The sequence below is a fragment of the Bradyrhizobium sp. 179 genome (genome assembly GCF_023073535.1).
In the GTDB taxonomy this organism is placed as follows: domain Bacteria; phylum Pseudomonadota; class Alphaproteobacteria; order Rhizobiales; family Xanthobacteraceae; genus Bradyrhizobium.
Genome location: NZ_JADPJR010000036.1, coordinates 52,863 through 75,557 on the forward strand (window position 1 = coordinate 52,863; position 22,695 = coordinate 75,557).

General features: G+C 64.9%; 24 protein-coding genes. 9 read left to right on the forward strand and 15 right to left on the reverse strand.

Annotated elements, in window-relative coordinates; all coding sequences use genetic code 11:
• Positions 1 to 8: 8 nt before the first annotated feature.
• Positions 9 to 944 carry an alpha/beta hydrolase gene (locus IVB12_RS08870; protein ID WP_247297779.1) on the reverse strand — a complete coding sequence of 312 codons (936 nt, stop codon included), beginning with the start codon at positions 942 to 944 and terminating at the stop codon, positions 9 to 11.
• A gap of 114 nt (positions 945 to 1,058) precedes the next feature.
• Between IVB12_RS08870 and IVB12_RS08875 the strand changes: the two genes are divergently transcribed.
• Positions 1,059 to 1,946, forward strand: coding sequence for a branched-chain amino acid aminotransferase (locus IVB12_RS08875; protein ID WP_247297780.1), 888 nt, complete (start codon positions 1,059 to 1,061; stop codon positions 1,944 to 1,946).
• Between the two features lie 192 nt (positions 1,947 to 2,138).
• Here IVB12_RS08875 and IVB12_RS08880 read toward each other — a convergent pair whose 3' ends face one another.
• Positions 2,139 to 2,756, reverse strand: a complete 618-nt coding sequence (locus tag IVB12_RS08880; protein WP_247297781.1) for a class I SAM-dependent methyltransferase — start codon at positions 2,754 to 2,756, stop codon at positions 2,139 to 2,141.
• Positions 2,757 to 2,799: 43 nt separating this feature from the next.
• Entirely contained in the window at positions 2,800 to 3,390 is a 591-nt protein-coding gene (phaR, locus tag IVB12_RS08885; protein WP_247276259.1) for a polyhydroxyalkanoate synthesis repressor PhaR, read from the reverse strand.
• A gap of 304 nt (positions 3,391 to 3,694) precedes the next feature.
• Between phaR and IVB12_RS08890 the strand changes: the two genes are divergently transcribed.
• The 3 genes from IVB12_RS08890 to IVB12_RS08900 all read left to right on the forward strand — a co-directional run bounded on the left by IVB12_RS08890 (position 3,695) and on the right by IVB12_RS08900 (position 6,831).
• Complete coding sequence (locus IVB12_RS08890) at positions 3,695 to 4,873, forward strand: acetyl-CoA C-acetyltransferase (protein WP_247297782.1); 1,179 nt, start codon at positions 3,695 to 3,697, stop codon at positions 4,871 to 4,873.
• A 248-nt stretch (positions 4,874 to 5,121) separates the two neighbouring features.
• A complete protein-coding gene (phbB, locus tag IVB12_RS08895; RefSeq protein ID WP_247276261.1) occupies positions 5,122 to 5,847 on the forward strand; it encodes an acetoacetyl-CoA reductase in 726 nt (241 codons plus the stop codon).
• Positions 5,848 to 5,961: 114 nt separating this feature from the next.
• Positions 5,962 to 6,831 carry an EamA family transporter gene (locus IVB12_RS08900; RefSeq protein WP_247297784.1) on the forward strand — a complete coding sequence of 290 codons (870 nt, stop codon included), beginning with the start codon at positions 5,962 to 5,964 and terminating at the stop codon, positions 6,829 to 6,831.
• A gap of 6 nt (positions 6,832 to 6,837) precedes the next feature.
• Here IVB12_RS08900 and IVB12_RS08905 read toward each other — a convergent pair whose 3' ends face one another.
• Positions 6,838 to 7,260: a cupin domain-containing protein gene (locus tag IVB12_RS08905; RefSeq protein ID WP_247297785.1), complete on the reverse strand. Its 423-nt coding sequence runs from the start codon at positions 7,258 to 7,260 to the stop codon at positions 6,838 to 6,840.
• A 23-nt stretch (positions 7,261 to 7,283) separates the two neighbouring features.
• Positions 7,284 to 8,051, reverse strand: a complete 768-nt coding sequence (gene gloB / locus IVB12_RS08910) for a hydroxyacylglutathione hydrolase (protein ID WP_247297787.1) — start codon at positions 8,049 to 8,051, stop codon at positions 7,284 to 7,286.
• A gap of 108 nt (positions 8,052 to 8,159) precedes the next feature.
• Here gloB and IVB12_RS08915 point away from each other — a divergent pair, with 108 nt between their 5' ends.
• On the forward strand, positions 8,160 to 8,906 hold the full coding sequence (locus IVB12_RS08915; protein WP_247297789.1) for a methyltransferase domain-containing protein: 747 nt from the start codon (positions 8,160 to 8,162) through the stop codon (positions 8,904 to 8,906).
• Between the two features lie 54 nt (positions 8,907 to 8,960).
• Here IVB12_RS08915 and IVB12_RS08920 read toward each other — a convergent pair whose 3' ends face one another.
• The 5 genes from IVB12_RS08920 to IVB12_RS08940 all read right to left on the reverse strand — a co-directional run bounded on the left by IVB12_RS08920 (position 8,961) and on the right by IVB12_RS08940 (position 16,022).
• Positions 8,961 to 9,722, reverse strand: a complete 762-nt coding sequence (locus IVB12_RS08920) for a DUF4167 domain-containing protein (RefSeq protein WP_247276266.1) — start codon at positions 9,720 to 9,722, stop codon at positions 8,961 to 8,963.
• 460 nt (positions 9,723 to 10,182) lie between these two features.
• Entirely contained in the window at positions 10,183 to 11,064 is an 882-nt protein-coding gene (gene prmC, locus IVB12_RS08925; protein ID WP_247297791.1) for a peptide chain release factor N(5)-glutamine methyltransferase, read from the reverse strand.
• Between the two features lie 3 nt (positions 11,065 to 11,067).
• Positions 11,068 to 12,153 (reverse strand): peptide chain release factor 1, encoded by a 1,086-nt coding sequence (gene prfA / locus IVB12_RS08930; protein ID WP_247297793.1) that lies wholly within the window; start codon positions 12,151 to 12,153, stop codon positions 11,068 to 11,070.
• A gap of 58 nt (positions 12,154 to 12,211) precedes the next feature.
• Positions 12,212 to 14,479 (reverse strand): phosphoenolpyruvate--protein phosphotransferase, encoded by a 2,268-nt coding sequence (gene ptsP / locus IVB12_RS08935; RefSeq protein ID WP_247297795.1) that lies wholly within the window; start codon positions 14,477 to 14,479, stop codon positions 12,212 to 12,214.
• Between the two features lie 286 nt (positions 14,480 to 14,765).
• Positions 14,766 to 16,022, reverse strand: coding sequence for an aspartate kinase (locus tag IVB12_RS08940; RefSeq protein WP_247297796.1), 1,257 nt, complete (start codon positions 16,020 to 16,022; stop codon positions 14,766 to 14,768).
• Between the two features lie 152 nt (positions 16,023 to 16,174).
• Between IVB12_RS08940 and IVB12_RS08945 the strand changes: the two genes are divergently transcribed.
• The 3 genes from IVB12_RS08945 to IVB12_RS08955 all read left to right on the forward strand — a co-directional run bounded on the left by IVB12_RS08945 (position 16,175) and on the right by IVB12_RS08955 (position 18,591).
• Complete coding sequence (locus IVB12_RS08945; protein WP_247297798.1) at positions 16,175 to 16,642, forward strand: PH domain-containing protein; 468 nt, start codon at positions 16,175 to 16,177, stop codon at positions 16,640 to 16,642.
• A gap of 14 nt (positions 16,643 to 16,656) precedes the next feature.
• Entirely contained in the window at positions 16,657 to 17,424 is a 768-nt protein-coding gene (gene ubiG, locus IVB12_RS08950) for a bifunctional 2-polyprenyl-6-hydroxyphenol methylase/3-demethylubiquinol 3-O-methyltransferase UbiG (protein WP_247297800.1), read from the forward strand.
• A gap of 267 nt (positions 17,425 to 17,691) precedes the next feature.
• A complete protein-coding gene (locus IVB12_RS08955) occupies positions 17,692 to 18,591 on the forward strand; it encodes an EamA family transporter (RefSeq protein WP_247297802.1) in 900 nt (299 codons plus the stop codon).
• Here the strand turns inward: IVB12_RS08955 and IVB12_RS08960 are convergent.
• From IVB12_RS08960 to IVB12_RS08975, 4 genes are read right to left on the reverse strand one after another with little or no spacing between them, the layout of a single operon-like run.
• On the reverse strand, positions 18,588 to 19,076 hold the full coding sequence (locus IVB12_RS08960; RefSeq protein ID WP_247276274.1) for a DUF1178 family protein: 489 nt from the start codon (positions 19,074 to 19,076) through the stop codon (positions 18,588 to 18,590). The two genes, IVB12_RS08955 and IVB12_RS08960, sit on opposite strands and share 4 nt — an antisense overlap.
• Positions 19,073 to 19,951: a carbon-nitrogen hydrolase family protein gene (locus IVB12_RS08965; RefSeq protein WP_247297805.1), complete on the reverse strand. Its 879-nt coding sequence runs from the start codon at positions 19,949 to 19,951 to the stop codon at positions 19,073 to 19,075. The genes IVB12_RS08960 and IVB12_RS08965 overlap by 4 nt, the downstream gene beginning before the upstream one ends.
• Positions 19,948 to 20,223 (reverse strand): glutaredoxin 3, encoded by a 276-nt coding sequence (grxC, locus tag IVB12_RS08970; protein WP_247276437.1) that lies wholly within the window; start codon positions 20,221 to 20,223, stop codon positions 19,948 to 19,950. Before grxC ends, IVB12_RS08965 begins: the two co-directional genes overlap by 4 nt.
• 35 nt (positions 20,224 to 20,258) lie before the next feature.
• Positions 20,259 to 21,068, reverse strand: a complete 810-nt coding sequence (locus IVB12_RS08975) for a ComF family protein (protein WP_247297807.1) — start codon at positions 21,066 to 21,068, stop codon at positions 20,259 to 20,261.
• A 190-nt stretch (positions 21,069 to 21,258) separates the two neighbouring features.
• On the opposite strand from IVB12_RS08975, the gene IVB12_RS08980 reads away from it, so the two are divergent.
• Positions 21,259 to 22,128 carry a methyltransferase domain-containing protein gene (locus tag IVB12_RS08980; RefSeq protein WP_247297808.1) on the forward strand — a complete coding sequence of 290 codons (870 nt, stop codon included), beginning with the start codon at positions 21,259 to 21,261 and terminating at the stop codon, positions 22,126 to 22,128.
• Positions 22,129 to 22,249: 121 nt separating this feature from the next.
• On the opposite strand, the gene mutT is transcribed toward IVB12_RS08980, so the two are convergent.
• A complete protein-coding gene (gene mutT / locus IVB12_RS08985; protein ID WP_247276276.1) occupies positions 22,250 to 22,660 on the reverse strand; it encodes an 8-oxo-dGTP diphosphatase MutT in 411 nt (136 codons plus the stop codon).
• Between the last annotated feature and the right edge of the window lie 35 nt (positions 22,661 to 22,695).

Consider the following 22,695-nt stretch of genomic DNA (forward strand, 5'->3'; position numbering starts at 1 on the left):
TTGGCGTTCTATCTCTCCACCGCTCGCCTGACCTGCTCGCCGATTTGCGACAGCACGAGCTGCGCCTGCGGCAGGATGGCGCCCATGGCGTGGAAATTGTGAATCATGCCGTCATGGCAGGTGTGCTCGACGACCACGCCCGCGGTCAGCAGCTTGCGCGCATAGGCATTGCCTTCGTCACGCATCGGGTCGAATTCGGCGGTATGGATGATCGCCATCGGCAGGCCCGCGAGCCGTGTCGCGCGTAGCGGCGAGATGCGGGGATCGGCGGCATCCAAGCCCTGAGGCAGATAGTCGGCGAGGTCGGCTTCCATGGTGGCGCGATCGATCAGGTGGCCCTCGGCGAACGCCTCGCGTGACGGCGAGATCTCCTCGAAATCCAGCACCGGGCAGATCAGGCATTGCGCGACGATGGAGAGGCCTGCGTTCTGCATCGCCTCCTGGCACACGATCGCAGCCAGCGTGGCGCCGGCGGAATCGCCGCCGACCACCAGCCGCTCCGCATCGATGCCGAGTGTTGGCGCTTCACGCGCGACCCACTCGGTGGCGGCGATCGCATCGTCGACGGCGGCAGGGAATTTGTGTTCGGGCGCGAGCCGGTAGTCGACCGAGACAAGGCGGCAGCCCGTCGCATGCGCCAGCGCCGCTGCGATGCGGTCGTGCGTGGCGATGCTGCCGGCGACGAGCCCGCCGCCGTGAAAGAACACGAATCCCGGCGTGCGTTCACCGGCACTTGCGGGCGCATAGAGGCGATAGGGCAGCTCGCCGCCAGGACCCGGCAGCCTGCCATTGGACGTCGTCACATCCGGCGCATCAGCGCGCGCGAACTGCATCAGTTTCGCGAGCGACTGCCGCCGTGCCTCGACGCTCGGCCGGCTTCGTGTCTGCGGCGCGGCGGCAGCCATCATGGTCAACAAACGTTTTGCGAGCGGATCGAGCGGCATGGATCTTTCATTCTCCGACAAGGGAAGAGGGTAACTGTCTTCCCGCAGGGAATCATTTAGAAATTGCGACCAATAGTGGCGCGTTAATGCGGCATCACGCCAGGGAGGCCGGTCATGGCCGAGATCAGGAAGCCCATCGAATATTCACCGAGCTGGACCTTCTTCGAGGGCAAATGGCAGGACGGCAATGTGCCGATCATGGGCCCTCGGACGCATGCGGCTTGGCTCGGCTCTGTCGTGTTCGACGGCGCGCGTGCGTTCGAGGGTGTGGCGCCCGATCTCGACCGCCACGTCGCCCGCGCCAATCAATCGGCGGTCAACTTTGGCCTCAAGCCGGTGGTCGATACCGACACCTGGCTCACGCTCGCGCGCGAGGGCATTGCGCGCTTTGCGGCCAACGCCGAGCTCTACATCCGTCCGATGTATTGGGCGCAGCACGGTTCGGGCGGCGGCGTGCTGTTCGATCCCGAGACTACCAATTGGTGCCTGTGCATCTACGAGGCGCCGATGCCAAAACCCGTCGGCAACGCCATCACGCTGTCGCCGTTTCGCAGGCCTACCGCCGAATGCGCGCCGGTCGAGGCCAAGGCCGCCTGCCTCTATCCGAACAATTCGCGCGCGCTCGCTGAGGCCGCCTCGCGCGGCTTCCAGAACGCGTTGATGCTCGACATGCTCGGCAATGTCGCCGAGTTCGGCAATTCCAACGTGTTCATGGCCAACGACGGCGTGGTCTACACCCCCGTGCCCAACGGAACGTTCCTCAACGGCATCACGCGCCAGCGCGTCATCAACCTGCTTCGCGCCGACGGCGTCGCCGTGGTCGAGAAGACGCTGCGCTATGCCGACTTCCTCGCTGCTGACGAGATCTTCTCCACCGGCAATTTCGCCAAAGTCGCGCCGGTTGTCCGCATCGACGAGCGCGAACTGAAGCCGGGTCCGTTCTACGCCCGGGCGCGAAAACTCTATTGGGATTTTGCGCATGCGGTGAAGCTGGCGGCGTAGCTGCCATTACTCCGCTGTCATCGTCCGACTTGATCTGGCGATCCAGTATTCCAGAGACAGTTGTGACTCCTCGATAGGCGCGGCGTGCTGGATGCCCCCGGTCCCGGCTCCGCCAAGGCTACGCCGGGGCCTCAAGGGTGCTCGGCCGCCGAAGCTTTAGCGAAGGCGGCAAGCCGGGGCATGACACCGTTTCTAAAGGCTTCGCTCAAACCGGCTGAACTGAAACGCCTGCGTCGAATGCCACGGCGTATGGTGGATTTCGCTACGCGTCTCGATCAGCTCGAACTCGGCCCCCAATTCCGCCAAAAGGCTCGAACTGTCATGGCGCTGCACCGGCAGGCCGCTGCATTGCTCCGGACCGTCGGGCGCGAACGTCGCGATGATGACGTAGCCGCCGGGCGCAAGCGCCGACCGCAGGCGCTCGACATAGGCGGCCCTGTCGCGGGATTCGGTCAGGAAGTGAAACGCTGCGCGATCGTGCCATAGATGGTAGGTCTTTGCTGAGCGCCATGTCGTGACATCGGCAACGATCCAGTCAACCACTGAAGCGGCTGCGCCGAGGCGTTTCTTCGCGACGTCAAGCGCATTGGCGGAGAGATCCAGCACGGCGACGTCGCGATGTCCGTCCTGCAACAGAGCATCGACTAATCGCGATGCGCCGCCGCCAATGTCGATGATGGCGGCCTCGCGGTCCAAATTGGCTGCTCTGATCATCGCGAGCGAGGTCGCCGGGCTGTTCTGAAACCAGCTGACCTCGGCTTCGCCCTTGGTGGCGTAGACGTTATCCCAATGCGCGCGTCGATCGGGCATGTTGCGTCCTCCGGCTCGCGGAGAGCCGGCTCAATGGATAGACCTACTCGTCCTTCTTCGACATCCGCTCGAGGCGTTCCTGCATTTCCTTCATCTGCTGGCGCAGATCGTCGATGTTGCTGTCCTTCGGCGCCTCGGCATTTGCATCGGGCTCCGGCTCCGGAGTGGCCGCCGGACGGGGCGCGGCGAAGGGCTTGAACATCGAGAAGGTCTGCTGGAAAAGCTCCATGTTGCGGCGGACCTGCTCCTCGAGCGGCGCAAACGGTGTGCCGGACAGCGTGTTGGCGATCTGCTTGCGGAACTTCTCCTGCTCCTGCGTCAGTGTCGCGATCGACTGTTCCAGATATTTCGGCACCACCATCTGCATGCTGTCGCCGTAGAAGCGGATGAGCTGGCGCAGGAAGGTGGTCGGGAGCAGGTTCTGGCCGGCCTTGTTCTCCTGCTCGAAGATGATCTGGGCGAGCACGGAGCGGGTGATGTCGTCACCGGTCTTGGCGTCGTAGACCAGGAAATCTTCGCCGTCCTTGACCATGGCGGCGAGGTCCTCGAGCGTCACGTAAGTGCTCGTTCCGGTATTATAGAGCCGGCGGTTCGCGTATTTCTTGATGGTGGTGGGTTGGTCTGATTTCGCCATGGGCTCTCACTTGCAAACGCGGAGAACAGGAACCCAGCGGGCTATGCCGCAGGGCGGGAAGAGTACGCAACGCAACAAAATAAGCATTTTCAAAGGGGTCACGCTACCGTTTTGTGCGGCACGGTTAATCGGAGAGCAAAAACGTGCTTGCGAAAGCGCCAAGAACGCTATTTTGAATGCGCTGCGGCATGAATTCGGCCGCCGGCCGATTGACATGCCGCAATGACGTTAACAGGATGCCGACCGAGACTGGCGAGCCGTTTCCCCAGCCCCGCCTACCCCCATTCAACCTCAGGAGATGCCCATGTCAGACGATGTCGTCATCGTCAGCGCCGCCCGCACCCCGGTCGGAAGCTTCAACGGAGCGTTCGCGACTCTTCCCGCCCATGATCTCGGCGCCATCGCCATCAAGGCTGCACTGGAGCGCGCCGGCATCGAGCCCGGCCGGGTTTCGGAGGTCATCATGGGTCAGATCCTGACCGCAGCTCAGGGCCAGAACCCAGCCCGTCAAGCCTCGATCGCCGCCGGCATTCCGGTGGAGAGCCCGGCCTGGGGCGTCAACCAGCTCTGCGGCTCCGGCCTGCGCACGGTCGCGCTCGGCTACCAGGCGCTGCTCAACGGCGATTCCGAGATCGTGGTCGCTGGCGGACAGGAGTCCATGAGCATGGCCCCGCACGCCCAGCACCTGCGCGGCGGCGTCAAGATGGGCGGTCTCGAATTGGTCGACACCATGATCAAGGACGGCCTGTGGGATGCCTTCAACGGCTATCACATGGGCAACACCGCCGAAAACGTCGCGCGGCAGTGGCAGATCACCCGCGCCCAACAGGACGAGTTCGCGGTCGCCTCGCAGCAGAAGGCCGAGGCCGCGCAGAAGGCCGGCAAGTTCAACGACGAGATCGTTCCCGTCACCATCAAGACCCGCAAGGGCGACGTCGTCGTCAGCGCCGACGAATATCCGCGCCATGGCGCGACGCTCGATGCGATGGCCAAGCTCAAGCCGGCCTTCGAGAAGGACGGCACGGTCACTGCGGGCTCTGCTTCGGGCATCAATGACGGCGCTGCCGCCGTGGTGCTCATGAGCGCCAAGCAGGCCGCCAAGGAAGGCAAGAAGCCGCTTGCCCGCATCGTGTCCTGGGCGCAGGCCGGCGTCGATCCGAAGATCATGGGCTCGGGCCCGATCCCGGCCTCGCGCGCCGCGCTGAAGAAGGCCGGCTGGAATGTCGGTGATCTCGACCTGATCGAAGCCAACGAAGCCTTCGCGGCACAGGCCTGCGCCGTCAACAAGGACCTCGGCTGGGACACCTCCAAGGTCAACGTCAATGGCGGCGCGATCGCCATCGGTCATCCGGTCGGCGCGTCCGGCGCCCGCGTGCTGGTCACGCTGCTGCACGAAATGCAGAAGCGCGATTCGAAGAAGGGCCTTGCCACGCTGTGCATCGGCGGCGGCATGGGCATTGCGATGTGTCTGGCACGCGACTGAGAAGAACCTGACACGTACCTTAACTTGCGCGTGCGCTGCACACGTCAATGAGTGCGTTGCACGCGATTAAAAAGGCGGCGGTTGCAAATCAAATATTCTTCGCAACTGCGCACGTCTCGACTAAAGAGAAACGCCCGGCTCGACGCCGGGCGTTTTGTTCTTGATGTCCGTCAAACGTCCCGCATAATCCGCAGTTAAAAAACGATCGCGTCAGAAACGTCCGAAGAGTCCAAGGGAAGGAATACGACATGGCACGTGTTGCATTGGTCACGGGTGGTACGCGGGGCATCGGTGCTGCCATCAGCAAGGCGCTGAAGGCGGCGGGCTACAAGGTTGCGGCGAGCTATGCCGGCAACGATGCTGCGGCGGAGAAGTTCAAGGCCGAGACCGGCATCGCGGTCTACAAATGGGACGTCAGCAGTTTCGACGCCTGCGCCGAGGGCGTGAAGAAGGTCGAGGCCGATCTCGGCCCGATCGAGGTGCTGGTCAACAATGCCGGCATCACCCGCGACACCGCGTTCCACAAGATGACGCTCGAGCAGTGGAACGCTGTCATCAACACCAATCTCGGCTCGCTGTTCAACATGACGCGCCAGGTGATCGAGGGCATGCGTGCGCGCAAGTTCGGCCGCATCATTTCGATCTCGTCGATCAACGGCCAGAAGGGGCAGTTCGGGCAAGTCAACTATTCAGCGGCGAAGGCCGGCGACATCGGTTTCACCAAGGCGCTCGCGCTCGAGAACGCCAAGGGCGGCATCACCGTCAACGCGATCTGCCCCGGCTACATCAATACCGAAATGGTGCAGGCGGTGCCGAAGGACGTTTTGGAAAAGAGCGTGATTCCGCAGATTCCCGTCAACCGGCTCGGCGAGCCCGAGGAGATCGCGCGGGCAGTCGTGTTCCTGGCGGCGGACGAGGCCGGCTTCATCACCGGGTCGACCATGACCATCAATGGCGGCCAGTATCAGGCCTGATAGGGCCGCAGGCTTTGAGCCAAAAGCCTGTAGCCTCAGGCGCGACAAGGCGATAGTGAAGACGCAAATGCCCGGCTCCGCGCCGGGCATAAGCGTCCTCAGAGCCCTTGATCGATGACTCCCCGCACCGCGACGCTGATCGGATTGACCGCGATCCTGATGTGGTCGCTGCTGTCAGTGATGACGGTGGCGACTGGAAAGATCCCGGCGTTCCAGCTCGCCGCAATGACCTTCGCGATCGGCGGTCTCGTCGGCCTGCTCACCTGGATTGGTCGCGGCGAGGCGGCAAGCAGCGTGCGCCAGCCGCTCGTCGTCTGGGTCGTCGGCGTCGGCGGCCTGTTCGGCTATCACGCGCTCTATTTCCTTGCTCTGCGCTTCGCCCCGCCGGCAGAAGCCGGCCTCTTGAATTATCTCTGGCCGCTGCTGATCGTGCTGTTCTCGTCCTTCCTGCCGGGCGAGCGGCTCGCCCTGCATCACATCGCCGGCGCCGTGCTCGGACTTGTCGGCACCGTGCTGCTGTTGGCCGGCAACACCTCGGGCTTCGCGTCGGGCGCGGTGCCGGGACTGGTCGCGGCCTTCATCGCCGCCTTCGTCTGGGCGAGCTATTCGGTGCTGTCACGCCGGCTCAAGGCGGTTCCGACCGACGCGGTCGCGGGCTTCTGCCTCGCCACCGCCGCGCTTGCCGCGCTGATGCATGCTCTGCTCGAAACCACGGTCTGGCCGGAGACCGCGCTGCAATGGCTCTCCGTGGCCGCGCTCGGCATCGGTCCCGTCGGTGCTGCCTTCTACGCCTGGGACATCGGCATGAAGCGCGGCGACATCCGCGTGCTCGGCGCCGCCTCCTATGCGACGCCGCTATTGTCGACCGGCTTCCTCATCGCTGCCGGCTTTGCGAAAGCCAGCACCAACATCGCCATCGCCGCCATCCTGATCGCCGGTGGCGGCCTGATCGCGGCGAAGGACATGGTGCTGCGGAAGCAGTGAACGGGCCTACGGCTCCCAGCCCGGCGGCGCGAGCTCGAATTTCGCGAACTCGAATGCGGGCGCGACGGTGCAGCCGACCAGCGTCCATTCGCCGGTCGTTTCCGCCATCTGCCAGGCATTCGCCGGCACGATGGCCTGCGGCCGCTCGCCGCTCACGAGATCCGTGCCGAGCTGCACCTCGTGCTGCGAGCAGCCCTCGTGCGCGATGCGCAGCATCAAGGGACTGCCGGCGTAATAGTGCCAAACTTCGACTGCATCGATGCGATGCCAGTGCGAGCGCTCGCCGCGCGCGAGCAGGAAATAGATCAAGGTCGAACGCGAGCGCCCGTTGCTATCCGTGGTCTGGTCGCGAAACGTCTCGCGGTAGTGCCCGCCTTCGGGATGGGGGCGAAGTTCGAGGCGGGCGATGATCTCGGCTGCAGTCGGCATCGATCCCCGTCAGGACTTGTGCTTCAGGATTTGTTCTTGCGCTCGCGTAGCTCGCCGAACACCGCGGCGGCATCCGCGCCCTTCATGTGCAGCCTGGCTGCGACCGATGGCTCATCGGCGCGCAGGAACACGTTGGCCCGCTTCTCGTCGCCGAGCAGGGCGGGAATGGTCGGCTTGTTCTCGGCCCGCAGCCTCGCAACTTCCGCTGCGCGCGCCTGGAGCGCCGCGTTGTCCGGCTCGATGGTGAGCGCGAACTTGACGTTGGACGCCGTGTATTCGTGGCCGCAATAGAGCTTGAAGTCGTCGGGCAGGGCCCGCAGCTTCAACAGCGAGTCCCACATCATCGGATAGGTGCCCTCGAACACGCGGCCGCAGCCGATCGAGAACAGCGTATCGGCGGCGAACACGGTCTTTTCATTGTCGAACACGTAAGAGATGTGGTCGAGCGTGTGGCCCGGCGTCTCCACGACCCGCGCCAGCAGGTTGCCGATCTTGACCACGTCCGCATTGGCGACACGCAAATCGACGTCGGCAATTCTCGTCGTCTTGTCGTGCGGCGCGACGACGCGGCAACTGAATTTCCGCTTGAGTTCGGCGACCCCGCCGACATGATCGCCATGATGATGGGTGATCAGGATGTCGGTGAGTTGCCAGCCCTCGCGCTCCAGCGCCTTGAGGATGGGACCTGCCTCCGGCGCGTCGATCGACGCCGTCGCCTTGGTTTCCTCATCGTGGATCAGATAACCGAAATTGTCGCTTAAACAGGTGAAAGTACGAATTTCGGCGGCCATGACATCTCCATCGCGCTCAGCCCCGCCAGACAAATATGGCGTTAACGTCGCGCAGGCAATGCAATATTCCGCGCGCGGCGGCGGCCTTGCGCATGTTACATTGCCGCCATGACCATCGACGTCGTCGACCTCCGCGAGTTCTATTCCCGCCGCCTCGGGATCGTGGCGCGACAAATGATCAACCGTGGCATCAGGCAGCGCTGGCCGGGCGCGGCGGGTCAACGCGTACTCGGCATCGGCTATCCCACGCCCTATCTCGGACTGTTCCGCGAGGACGCGGAGCGCTGCCTCGCGTTCATGCCGGCGGCCCAGGGGGTCCTGAAATGGCCGACGGGGCGGCCGGCGCTGGCCTCGCTGGTCGATGAATTCTCGCTGCCGCTTCCTGACGCCGCGGTCGACCGCATTCTCCTGGTCCACGCGCTCGAGATGTCGGACGACCCGGCTGCGCTGCTGCGCGAAGTCTGGCGCGTGCTGGCGCCGTCCGGCCGCGTCATTGCGGTGATCCCGAATCGGCGTGGGGTGTGGACGCGCACCGACAGCACGCCGTTCGGCCACGGCCGGCCCTATTCGCGCTCACAGATCACCGAGCTGCTGCGCCAGACCTGGTTCACGCCGACCGCCTGGGGCGAGGCGCTGTTCATGCCGCCTTATGCCGGCGGCTGGGTCTTGAAATCGGCGCAGATGTGGGAGCGCGCCGGCGCGGCGCTGTCACTGCCCTTTGCCGGCGTGCACATCGTCGAAGCCACCAAGCAGGTCTACCGCGCGATTCCCGCCAAGCGCGAGCGGACACGGCTGATTCCCTCGTTGGCGAAGCCCGTCTTGGTGCCGTCCTCGACGACGGTAACCCGGAGCTGAAAGCAAATCGTCCCGGCGGAGCCGGGACGATTCAGTTTACGAAAACCAACCAGCTCATTCGCCGGGCGCGAGATCGTCGTTGGATGCCGCCGGCGCGGCTTCGCGCTCGGGGCGGGGGCCATGCGGCCGACGCCGCCGCCGCGGATAACGCTCGCTGCCGCCACCGCCCTCGAAACCGCCCTGGCCGCCATTCGCGCCGACATTCACTTGCGGCTGCGCGCCGGTGATGAAGGAGGGCAGGCGATCGACGTTGCCGGCATCGGCAATGACGGGCTGCGGCTGGTTCGGCGGTTGCGGCGGCTGGTATTGCGGTTGCGGACGATGGTCGCGTTCGCGGTGCTCGCGCGGCTGCTGCTGGTCGCGGTGATATGGCTGCTGGTTCTCGCGCTGCTGATCACGCTGGCCGTCGCGGTCGCGCATGAAAGGCTGCTGCGGCGGCTGCGGCACGAAGCCCGGCTCCTGGCCGAAAGCCGAGAAATTCTCGCCATCGTCCTCGCCGTCGTCGTTACTGGCGGTCGGCTCGTCACCGCGCGGCTGCTGCTGGTTCTGGCGGAACTGCTCCTGGGCGGCGGCGATCAGGCGGAAATAATGCTCGGCATGCTGGTAGTAGTTCTCGGCTGCAACCGGGTCGCCGGAGGAGCGCGCATCGCGCGCGAGCTGAAGATACTTTTCAGCAATGTGCGAAGCCGTGCCGCGGATCTTGATGTCGGGCCCGTTGGACTCGTAGACCCGGGTCATCGGGTTCTGGCCGCGCCGGTTGTTGTTGTTATTGTTGTTGCGGTTGCGCATCCGCTGCTTGTTCTGACCGTTTCTCATGTCCTGCCTTTAATTCCAGCCCTAAAGGTTGCACGCGTTACTGATTGCTAGGAGTGGCCTGGTGACAGCGGTTCACGACTCTCGCACGCACCGCGCGCAAGAGGGTCCTGAACCCTGCCGATGTTCGTCGACCGTCGCGTTCAACAAAGACGCGTTCCCCACCCGCCAGCATTCATTGCCAGCGAACCCATTCATATCGCCTGCCGAAACAAGCCCAGCTTTCTTGCGTAAGTCTTCAAGCGCAAATTCAGGCTTTCGTTCACGTTGCGGTCGGAGTGCAGCGCAGCTCCACTGGCCATCGCGCTCAACAGGACCTGCGGCTTGGAACCTATATCAGTAAGCTCTCGCCCGAGAGCCCGGCTTTCGCCCGTAGGTCTACGGGGCCGGCACCGATGTGTTGACCGGAACGTAGTCGTTCCCACGGGATATTCCAAGAGGTTTTTACAGGCCATTCCGGCTTTTATGGGGGCATTTTTCGGGCCGAAACGGCCCGCGGAATACCCGCCAGATCGGCCTTGGGTGGCCTGTCCACCACTAACGCCGCAGCCAGCATCAAGGTTTCAATATTTCCGGCCTGGCCCTGTCCGGCCTCCACGATCAGCGCGCCGCGGGGGGCGAGACGTTCGCTCGCCTGCGGGATCAGGGCGCGATAGGCGTCGTATCCGTCATTGCCGCCGTCGAGCGCCAGATGCGGATCGTGTTCGCGCACCTCGATGCTCAATTTAGGGATTTCGGCGGATGGAATATAGGGCGGATTCGACACGATGAGATCGAAGGGACCCGAGAGCGCGGCGGCATAGGAGCAGGCAATGAAGGCGGCGCGGTCGGCAAGGCCGAGCGCTGTGGCATTGTCCCTGGCGGTTGTGAGCGCGGTCAGGCTGAGATCGGTGGCGACGCCGAAAGCGTCAGGGATCTCATGCAGCAGCGCCAGCAGGATCGCGCCGGATCCGGTGCCGATGTCGGCGATGCGAGGTGGATAAGCTGCCTTCTGCTCGCGAAGGATTTCGAGTGCAAGCTCGACCACGGTCTCGGTATCGGGACGCGGGACCAGGGTTGCTTCGGACAGACGAAATGGCAGTCCCCAGAATTCGCGTGTCCCGAGGATGCGCGCCACCGGCTCGCCGGCGATGCGACGCTGTGCGTGCTGCGCGAGCCGCGACGCCTCGGCATCCGTGAGCGAGCGGGTGGCCTGCGCGATCAGGCCGGTGAGGTCGAGGCCGAGCACCGCACCGAGCAGGATGCGGGCATCGAGATCGGCTTCGTCGCGCTGCGCCGACCTCAATTGTGTGGCCAGCGTGCGCCGTGCACTCTCGATCGATTGTCCGGTGAAGGGATTGCTCACGCGTCAGGCCGCCGCGCCTTGCGCGGCGAGCTGCGCGGCCTGGTGCTCGGTGGTCAGAGCGTCGATCAGCTCGCCGAGTGCTTCCCCCGCGATCACCTGTGGCAGCTTGTAGAGCGTCAGATTGATGCGATGGTCGGTCACGCGCCCCTGTGGAAAGTTATAGGTGCGGATGCGCTCGCTGCGGTCACCGGAGCCGACCTTCTCCTTGCGCTCGGCCGACCGCGCGGCGTCGACGCGCTGGCGCTCGGCGTCGTAGATGCGCGAGCGCAGGATGTTCATGGCGGAGGCGCGGTTCTTGTGCTGGGAGCGGCTGTCCTGCATCATCACCACGATGCCGGTCGGGATGTGGGTGATGCGGATCGCCGATTCGGTCTTGTTGACGTGCTGGCCGCCGGCGCCCTGCGCACGCATGGTCTCGATGCGCAGATCGTCGTTCTTGATGTCGACGTCGACATCCTCGACCTCCGGTAGCACCGCGACCGTCGCCGCCGAGGTGTGAATACGCCCTTGCGTCTCGGTATCGGGCACGCGCTGCACGCGGTGCACGCCGGATTCGAATTTCAGCTTGGAGAACGCGCCGCGGCCCTGCACCTCCGCGATGATCTCCTTGTAGCCGCCAACGGTGCCTTCGCTGGCCGAGATCACCTCGACCTTCCAGCCCTGCAGGCTGGCGAAGCGCTCGTACATCCGGAACAGATCGCCGGCGAACAGCGAAGCCTCGTCGCCGCCGGTGCCGGCGCGGATTTCCAGCACGACGTTGCGGTCGTCCATGGCGTCTTTGGGCAGTAGCGCGACGCGGATCTTCTGGACCAGGTCCTCGATCCTGGCCGTCAGCTCGTCGCGTTCGGCTTCCGCCATGCTGCGCATCTCGGCGTCTGTCGCGGGATCGGCGATCAGGGCCTCGGTGTCGGCGAGCTCCTTGACTGCGGAACGATAGGTCTTCACCGCCTCGATCAGCGGCGTGATCTCGGCGAGCTCGCGGGTGATCTGCACATAACGGTCGGAGGCGAGCTGGCCGAGCGATTCGGCCTCGAGCGAGGCGTGATGCGCGAGCAGGACGTCGAGTTTGGCTTCGGGGAGTGGCGACATCGGTTCAGTCTCAAATGGGCGGGCGGAGGCGAGGTGAGCGGAAGCGGCGCCAGGCCCGCTACAACGCCAGGCCTTCGGCCTCGGCAAATTCCGTCAGCTTCTGCCGGATCGAGACGCTGCCCGCGGGCGCGTCCAGCAACGGGCCGAGCATGGCTTCGGCCTTCCTGGCGTCGAGGTCGAGCACCATGGCCTTGACCGGGCCGAGGGCGGTCGCCGACAGCGAGAGCGAGCGATAACCCAGTGCGATCAGCGCCAGCGCGCCGACCGGCTTCGAGGCCATTTCGCCGCAGAGCGAAAGCGACTTCTTGGCCGCATGGGACTTGCGTGCGATGTCGCGCAGCGCGCGCAAGATCGGCGCCGACATGGTGTCGAAGCGCTCGGACACTTTTGGGTTGCCACGATCGACAGCGAACAGAAACTGGAACAGATCGTTCGAGCCGACCGAGATGAAGTCGACCTTCCTCAGGAGCTCGTCGAGCTGGTAGAGCAGGGCGGGCACCTCGACCATGGTGCCGATGTCGATCCGCTCCGGCAGCGTGTGGCCGTGCTGGCGTAAATATGTGAGTTCGCGCTCGACCAGCGCCTTGGCCGCATCGAATTCGGCGACTTCCGAGATCATCGGGAACATGATGCGCAGTGCGCGGCCGCCGCCGGCGCGCAACAGCGCGCGGATTTGGCCGCGCAACAGGCCGGGCCGATCGAGCCCGAGCCGGATCGCGCGCCAGCCGAGCGCGGGATTCTCCTCGACCACCGCTTCCATGTAGGGCAGCGCCTTGTCGCCGCCGATGTCGAGGGTGCGGAAGGTGACGGGCTTGCTGCCGGCCGCATCCAGCACGGTGCGATAGAGCGCGAGCTGGTCACTGGTGCGCGGCAGGCTCTGGCCGACCATGAATTGCAATTCGGTGCGGAACAGGCCGATGCCGGCGCTGCCGGTGTCCTCGATATGGGGCAGGTCGATGGCGAGACCTGCGTTGATCATGAGCTCGACCTTCTGGCCATCCTTGGTCACGCAAGGCCGGTCGCGCAGTGCGAGGTACTGCGCCTGGCGGCGGGCGCGGAAGCGCACGCGCTCGGCGAAGGCGGCCTCGATTTCCTGCGAGGGGCGCACATAGATCGAGCCCGACGTGCCGTCGACGATGATGGCGTCGCCGGGATCGGCGATACCCGGCGCGTTCGGGACTTCACCGACCGCAGGAATTCCGAGCGCGCGCGCCACGATCGAGACGTGGGAATTGGCGGTGCCTTCCTCCAGCACGATGCCGCGCAGGCGCTTGCGGTCGTAGTCGAGCAGCGCCGCCGGGCCCATCGCACGCGCGATGACGATGGCGTTGTCGGGCAATTGCTCGCGGGAGGGCGCGTGGTCCTGGCCGACCAGCTGCCGCATCAGCCGGTAGCCGAGATCTTCCAGGTCGTGCAGGCGGTCGCGCAAATATGGATCGGTCGAGCGCAGCATGCGCGCGCGGGTGTCGGACTGGACGCGCTCGACGGCGGCCTCCGCGGTGAGGCCGGTGGCGACCGCCTCATGCAGCTTGTGCGACCAGCCCTGGTCGTTGGCGAACATGCGATAGGCTTCCAGCACCTCGCGGTGCTCGCCGCCCTCCGCGACGTCGCCGCGCTCAAGCATGCGGTCGAGATCGGCGCGCAGCTTGGCGAGCGCGGTGTCGAGCCGCTTGATTTCTTTCGGCAGGTCCTCGGCGATGTAGTCCTTGATGACCACGCGCGGCTCGTGCAGCACGACATGGCCGAGCGCGATGCCTTCCGACAGGATGGCGCCGACCTTCTGCGCGGAATGGCGCGCGGCAGGCTCTTGGCCCGGCTGGGCCAGCGCGGATAGTTCGCCGGAGGCAATCAGCTCCGCCAGCACCATGGCGGTGGTCTGGAGCGCCTCGAGCTCCTCCTCGACATAGTTGCGCTTGGCGCGGTTCTGCACCACCAGCACGCCGAGCGTGTTGCCGGCCCGCAGGATCGGGACGCCGAGGAAGGAGTGGTAGATTTCTTCGCCGGTCTCGGGGCGGAACGAAAAGGCCGGGTGGCTCTGCGCATCGCTTAGATTGAGCGGCGTCGCTTCGCTGGCGACGAGGCCGACCAGGCCCTCATGGGCGCTGAGCACCGTGTGATGCACCGCCTCGCGATTGAGACCTTCGGTGGCGTAGAGCTCGAGCGTGTTGTCGACGCGCAGCACATAGACCGAGCAGACCTCGGCCACCATATTGGCGGCGATCAGCACCACGATCTTGTCCAGCCGCTCCTGGGCCGAAACCTGCTCCGCCATGGTTTCGCGGAGCCGTCTCAATAAGACGCGGGGACCTCCCGACGCGCTCCGCATGAACCGTCAATCTCCTCCGTCTGCCGAGCCCGAAAGGGTCGTCGGCGGCTGGCCCAGAAATGCAGAAAAGCAACAAAGCCTGCTCGTCCGGCGCCGGCCCAAGCTCAATCTAGTGAGCCTTGACGCTTTTGCCGAATCGACACCGCTTCAACTGGGGCACAGTTTTCGGCAGCCAACCCTGTTCGCCGTATAGCGAATTGGGGCTTCTTTTGCCAAGCAAAACGCCTGCCAAACGCGAATGTGTGGACGCCTTCGCGTTTGCTGCGACCGCTAAGAGAAAATTCGTCTAAGTCTGATCGAGGCCGTAGAGCGTGTGCAGGGTGCGCACTGCAAGCTCGGTATAGGCCGCATCGATCAAAACCGAGAATTTGATCTCGGAGGTTGTAATGGCCCGGATATTGATATTCCGTCTGGCGAGGGCCGAGAACGCCTGGGCAGCAACGCCGGCATGGCTGCGCATACCGCTGCCGATCACCGAGATCTTGGCGACGTCGGTGGCGGTGTCGAGCCGGGCATAGCCGATCTTGGCCTTGGCGGCGGTAATTGTGTCCTTGGCGCGGGTGTAGTCGGCGGCCGGCACCGTGAAGGTGAGGTCGGTGGTCTTGCCGTCTTCAGAAACGTTCTGAACGATCATGTCGACGTTGATGTTGGCGTCCGCCAGCGGGCCGAAGATCGAGGCCGCGACGCCCGGCTTGTCCTCGATCTGGCGCACCGAGATCTGGGCCTCGTCCTTGGAGAAGGCGATACCGGTGACGACGTGGCTTTCCATGATCTCCTCCTCGCCGCAGATCAGCGTGCCGGGCGGCTGGTTGGCATGCGGGTCGATGTCCTCGGGCTTGTCGAAGCTTGAGCGGACGAAAATCGGCATGTTGTGGACCATGCCGAGTTCCACCGAGCGGACCTGGAGCACTTTGGCGCCCTGGGAGGCCAGTTCCAGCATGTCTTCGAATGCGATCTTGTCGAGCCTCTTGGCCTTCGGCACGATTCGTGGATCGGTCGTGTAGACGCCGTCGACATCGGTGTAGATATCGCAACGGTCCGCCTTGACGGCGGCGGCGACCGCCACGGCCGAGGTGTCGGAGCCGCCACGGCCGAGCGTGGTGATGCGACCAGTCTCGGGGTTGATGCCCTGGAAGCCGGCGATCACCGCGACCTCCTTGCGCTCCCTAAAGCGCTTGATGATCTCGCTGCCGTCGATGTCCTCGATTCGGGCCGAGGCATGGGCGTCGCTGGTCTTGATCGGTATCTGCCAGCCCTGCCAGGAGCGGGCCTGGATGCCCATGCCCTGCAGCACGATGGCAAGCAGGCCGGACGTCACCTGTTCGCCGGAGGCCACGACGGCGTCGTACTCGCGCGCATCGTGCATGGGCGAGGCCTCGGTGCACCAGGCCACCAGCTCGTTGGTCTTGCCGGACATCGCCGAGACGACAACGGCTACTTCATGGCCGGCGTCGACCTCGCGCTTCACATGGCGCGCGACGTTGCGGATACGTTCGATGTTGGCGACGGATGTGCCGCCGAATTTCATCACGAGGCGGCTCATGACGGCGCGTGCATTCCCTCATAAGGATCAGTATGGTGACCGCACCGGACGGGTGCCTCGCGGATACCGACCGCGCGTATACAGAGCGGCGGGGCCGGGGGCAAGCGGGTTCCTGCGGGGGCAGGTGCGGGGCTATTGGGTTAACACAGATCATGGCGCGTTATATCGACGAGATCCTGCAACCGGGCGAGCGGGTGCTGTATTCGACCAATGCGCATTGGATCTTCTATTTTCCGGCCATCGTGGCCTGGATCGTGGCGCTGGTGCTGCTGATCCTGTCGCGGCAGGTCACGGTTGACGGGCTCGTCTTGCTTTGCCTGGGAGGCGCGGGTCTCGTGGCCCTGGCGGCCTTGTACTGGACCATCAAGGGCTGGTTCCATCGCTTCACCACCGAGACCGACGTCACCAATCTCCGGGTCGTGCACAAGACCGGGTTCATCAAGCGCCGTACCTTCGAGATGGCGCTGGACAAGGTCGAGAGCGTCGACGTCGACCAGACCATTCTTGGACGGATTCTCAACTATGGCGACGTGACGATTCGCGGCGTCGGCGAGGGAATCGAGACGATCAAGACCATCGCCTCGCCGCTCGCCTTCCGTAGTTCGATCACCACGCGGTAGGACCGCGCGTAATCATGAGCATGCAGCAAAATACTTCCGCAACTACCGCGCCGGGTTCGACCGTCGACGCCGCCGAGATCGCGAAATTCTCAAAACTCTCGGCGGAGTGGTGGGACCCCAAGGGCAAGATGGCGCCGCTGCACCGGATCAACCCGCTGCGGCTCGGCTACATCCGCGATGCCGCTTGCCGCAAGTTCGAGCGCAATGTGCGCAGTCTCAATTGCCTCGGCGGCCTGCGCGTGCTCGACATCGGCTGCGGCGCTGGCCTGCTCTGCGAGCCGCTGTCGCGCCTGGGGGCGCAGGTCATCGGCATCGACCCTTCGGCGAGCAACATCGCCGCCGCGAAGCTGCATGCCGACAAAAGCCATCTCGCGATCGACTACCGCTGCACCACGGTGGAAGAGATTGATCCGCGCGAGCGCTTCGACATCGTGCTGGCGATGGAGGTGGTCGAGCACGTCACCGACGTCGGCGTTTTCCTGAAGCGCTGCGCATCGATGCTGAAGCCGAACGGCCTGATGGTGGTCTCGACGCTGAACCGGAACTGGAAGAGTTTTGCGCTCGCGATCGTCGGCGCCGAATACGTCCTGCGCTGGCTGCCCCGCGGTACCCACGAGTGGAGCAAGTTCGTCACCCCCGACGAACTCGCAAAATACCTGCTCGACAACCGCCTCGTCATCACCGAGCAGACCGGCGTGGTCTACAGCCCCTTTGCCGACAAATGGACCCTCTCCTCCGACATGGACGTGAACTACATGGTCGTGGCGGAAGGGATGGTGTAAGGCCGCTGCATCCCAACCATTTGGTGTCGTCCTGGCGTGGGCCGCCAAGGAGCCATTATCCCAGGGAGAAGTTGTGGCGCGAGGTGGCAACTCCGAGTCTTCGGAAAGCCACTCCCTGGGTCATGGGTCTCGGATCTGCGCTACGCTTGTCGAGGATGACCGTGAGGGTATGGCGAGAGCATCGCTCCTATGACGCAGGCATGATTGACCTGTTGTCGCGCCGCCGGCAGTTTGCACGAGCCGTCATATAGCCCGCCAACCCATCCCATGTTCACCATCGCCAGCCTCTGGATTCCCTTCACCGTCATTGCCGCGCTCGGGCAGGTCGCACGCAATGCGATGCAGCGGTCGCTGACGAAGCCGCTGGGGACCTGGGGCGCGACCAACATCCGCTTCCTGTTCGGCTTCCCATTCTCGCTGCTGTTTCTCGCGGTGGTGCTCGTCGTCTCCGGCGATCATCTCAGCATGCCGCCGGTCGCGTTCTGGCCGTGGCTCCTGCTCGGCGCACTCAGCCAGATCGTCGCCACCGGGTTGATGCTGCTCGCCATGAATGACCGCTCCTTCGTGGTGACGACGGCCTACCTCAAGACCGAAGCAATCCAGACCGCGATCTTCGGCTTCGTCTTCCTCGGCGATCACCTGACTTGGCTGAAGGTGCTCGCGATCGTGATCGCGACCGCCGGGGTCGTCATCACCGCGCTCCGGCCAGGCGGCGAGAAGAGTTTTGCCGAATTGAAGCCGACCATCACCGGCCTCGTCGCCGCGGCAGCCTTCGCACTCTCCGCGGTCGGCTTTCGCGGCGCGATCATCACGGTGCCGAACGTGTCGTTCGTGACGGCGTCGTCCTTCACGCTAGTGCTCGGCCTGTTCGTGCAGACGCTGGTGCTGACGACCTATCTGCTCTGGCGCGCGCCGAACGTATTGCGGGGCATCCTGGGACTATGGCGGCCGTCGATGCTTGCAGGCTTCACGGGCGCCTTCGCATCACAATTCTGGTTCCTTGCGTTCGCGCTGACCGCGGCCGCCAATGTCCGCACGCTCGCTTTGATCGAGGTGCTGTTCGCGCAAGGCGTGGCGTATTACTCGTTCAAGCAGCCGATCGCGCCGCGCGAGCTTGCAGGCATAGCGTTGATCGTGATCGGGGTCGCTGTTCTGGTAGGGACTTAATTCCGGTCTTCCGGCAGCACCGGTAACGGCGACACCTCGATGCCTTCGTCGATCAGCGACTTGGCTTCGTCGGGCGAGGCCTCGCCATAGATCGGACGGTGCTCCTTGTCGCCATAGTGCATGGCGCGGGCTTCGTTGGCAAAGCGCTCGCCGACATTGTCGGCGTTCTTGACGATGTGGTCGCGCAATTCCTTCAGCTTGGCGCGCAGCTCGCGCTCCTGCGCCATCAGCAGCGAGGTCGGTCCTGACGGCGCTGCCTCGGGTGCAGGCGTAGTGGACGCCGTGGGCTCCGGCGGCGGCGTAGCGCGCCCGCGGCCCTTCTTGCCGACGATGCGCGGGGCCATGATCGCCTTGTCGACCCTGGCCGAGCCGCAGATTGGACAGGTGACGAGCTTGCGCTTCACCTGGGAATCATAGGCCGACGAGCTCTGAAACCAGCTTTCGAAGGCATGGTTCCGGTCGCAGTGCAGTGCGTAGCGGATCATACCGATCCCCGCACGAGATGCAGATAGTCCGGCCCGGCCTTGGCATCGGAGACGCCGAAGCGGCGGCCGTGCTGCAGCGAGGGGATCGCCCGGCGCGCCGTCTCGACCTTGGCCGGGTCGATCTTGGCCATGATGACGCCGGGCTCGACGCCACCCTCGGCGAGGATCTCGCCCCAGGGGTCGATGATAAGGGAGTGGCCGTAGGTCTCGCGCTTGTTCTCGTGTAGGCCGGCTTGCGCCGCGGCGAAGATGAAGCAGCCGGTCTCGATCGCGCGCGAACGCAGCAGCACGTGCCAGTGCGCTTCCCCGGTCTTGCGGGTGAAGGCCGAGGGCACAGTGATGAAGGATGCGCCGCTCTCGGCCAGCGCGCGGTAGAGCGCAGGGAAACGGACATCGTAGCAGATCGTCAGACCGACACGGCCCCAGGGGAGGTCGGAAATTACCGCCGTCTCGCCCGGCTGGTAATTGGCGGATTCGCGATAGCTCTCGCCGTCCGGCAGCTCGATGTCGAACATGTGGATCTTGTCGTAACTCGCGAGCACGTTGCCCTCGGGCCCGATCAGAAAGGAGCGGTTGACCGCTTTCTCCGGCGAGAAACGCAGCGCCAGCGAGCCGACATGGATGTGGATCCCGAGTTCCGCTGCGAGCGCCCGATACGCCTTCAGAGAGGTGTCGTCCTCTTCGCTCTGAAGATGCTCGAACAATGCCTTACGGTTCAGCTGCATCATGTTGCTGACTTCGGGCGTCTGCACGTAGTCGGCGCCGTTTGCCGCAGCCTGCCGGATCAGCTTGGTAGCCTGCGCGAGGCTCGGTTCGGGCAAGAGCCCGGTGCGCATCTGCACCATTGCGGCGGTGAAGGTCCGATCCTCGCTCATGAGACGGCCTTGACGCTGTCGAGCATGCGGTCGAGCTTGCCTTCACGGTCGAGCGCGTAGAGCTCGTCGCAACCGCCGACATGGGTTCCACCGATCCATATCTGCGGGAACGTCGAGCCCTCGCCGGCGCGGTCGTACATGTCCTGGCGCCAGGACGGGTTCTTGGCGACATCGAATTCCGTGAAGATCGCCTTTTTGCGGGTCAACAGCGACCTTGCCGCGGAACAATAGCCGCAGCCCGGCCGGGTGTAGATCTCGACAGCAGCAGTCATGGCGTCCAGCGCTTTCATGTCATGAATTCATTGAATTATATGGGACGAGGGCCGCTTTCGACAACCCGGGCAAAGACCAGCACGTCGACCTGGGCGGCCTTGGCGCGCAGCAGGGCCCGCGCGCAGGCATCCAGCGTGGCACCCGATGTCAGGACATCATCGACCAGGACGATGCGACGGCCCTGAATCTCGGCTTGGCGGTCGGGGGATACCTGGAACGCGCCCTGCACATTGGTGGCGCGCTGGGCCCGCGATAGCCCGATCTGCTGCTCGGTGGCGCGCACCCGCCGCAACACTTCGCCCCGGACCTCGACGCCGCTCTGCCGCGCGATGATGCGCGCCAGCGCGCCGGACTGGTTGTAGCGGCGCCGCCAGGCCCGCCGCCAATGCAGGGGGACGGGAATCAGCATGTCGGTGCCAGAGAGCAGCTCTGCGCCCGCGCGCGTCATCCAGCGGCCCATGGCGGGCGCCAAATCAGTGCGGTCCTGGTATTTCAGCGCATGGACCAGCGTGCGCGCAACATCGTCATAGCGCACCGCCGCGCGTGCCCGCGTGTAAGCCGGCGGGTTCGCGATGGCCTCCATCGACAGCATGTTGGGACCGGGGTCATACACAAAGGGAATGCCGAGCCGCGGGCAATAGGGCCGTTCAATGAACGACAGTCGCGCCCAGCAGGAAGCGCAAACGCCCTCGCCGTCGACAGGCTCGCGGCAGGACACGCACTGCGTCGGCAGTGCGATGTCGAGGGCGAGCCGTGCCGCGCGCGACAGCACCTGACGGCCAGCCGTCCACGCGGCACGCAATGGTGCGGCGATGGATCGGGAGGGAGCGGTTTCGGCTTCCATCAGGGAAGGCTAGCGTTCCAGGATCATCTGCTCAAGCCACCCTCTCGGCCGCGGACGCAGCGCTCTTGCGGCGCGCTGCCGAGCCGGGGCCCAGAAAAGCCGCATGCGCAGAAGCGTGGGTCCCAGCTCTGCGCAGCGTCACTTCGTGCCGCACCGTGTTCGGGACACGAGACCGATTGCAATAGCCAGCATGATCGGCGTAACCAGCGGCATGGCCCAAATTCCGCAAACCCCGCCCGCTTTGTTCGACCGCGCCTTGCTGCATGCACGGCAGCAACGCGCACTTGCGCAAGGCCCGGTCACCTTCCTGCTCGACCGCGTGGCCGAGGATATGTCCGACCGGTTGGCTGCGGTGACGCGGGAATTTCATGCGGCGGTGGATCTGTGGACGCCCGGCGAGGGTCTCGCGGCGTTGCGGACGTGCCTGCCTTCGATCGAGCGGATTGCGTCGGGTGCGGCCGGCGAGGAAAAGCTGCCCTTCGAGCCGGAGAGCCGCGACCTCATCGTCTCGGCGCTGGCGCTGCAATTCGTCAACGACCTGCCGGGTGTGCTCGCGCAAATTCGTCGCGCCCTGAGGCCGGACGGGTTGCTGCTCGCCGCCATGATCGGCGGCGACAGCTTGACCGAGCTGCGTCAGGCGTTTGCGGCCGCCGAAGCCGAATGCGAAGGCGGCGTGTCGCCGCGCGTCGCGCCGTTCGCGGACTTGCGCGACATCGGCGCGCTGTTGCAGCGCGCTGACTTCGCGCTGCCGGTCACCGACGTCGACCGCGTCGTGGTACGCTATGGCAATGCGTTCGCTTTGATGCAGGATCTTCGCCGCATGGGTGCGGCCAATGTGCTGATCGAGCGTCGCCGCGTGCCGAGCCGTCGCACGACGCTGTTGCGGACGGCGGAGATCTATGCCGAACGCTTCGCCGATGCCGACGGCCGCGTCCGTGCGACGTTCGATATCATCTGGCTCTCCGGCTGGGCCCCGCATGCGAGCCAGCAGCAGCCGCTCAAGCCCGGCTCGGCCAAGGCGAGCCTCGCCGAGGCGGTGAAGAAGGCGAGAGAAATATAGGCTGTCTCTCCCCGTCATGGCCGTGCTTGACCTGGTCATCCACATCATTCAGCTCGGCACGAAGATCGTGGATGCCGGAGACAGCCAGCCGTGAGGCTGAGAGCGTGATGGCTCCCTGAGGTCACATCAGCAAATCGATCAAATGCGGGATCAACGGGATGTCGGCGGGCGGCATCGGGTAATCGCGCAGTTTGTTGGCGCGGACCCAGGCCAGAGCCTGGCCTTCGCGCGCCGTAACCTGCCCCTCCCAGCGCCGGCAGATGTAGAGCGGCATCAACAGGTGAAAGGTCTCGTAGCCGTAGCTCGCAAAGGTGAGCGGGGCTAGGCACGGCTCGGCGACCGTGATGCCGAGCTCCTCGTGGAGCTCGCGGATCAGGCTCTGCTCGGGCCGCTCGCCGGGCTCGAGCTTGCCGCCCGGGAATTCCCAAAGGCCGGCCAGCGCCTTACCCTCGGGGCGTTGCGCGATCAGGACGCGCTTGTCGGCGTCGACCAGCGCGCAGGCCACCACCAATGTGAGTTTGAGATCGGCCATGCCCATCGTTTGCTGAAGGATCGCTCGCAACGGTT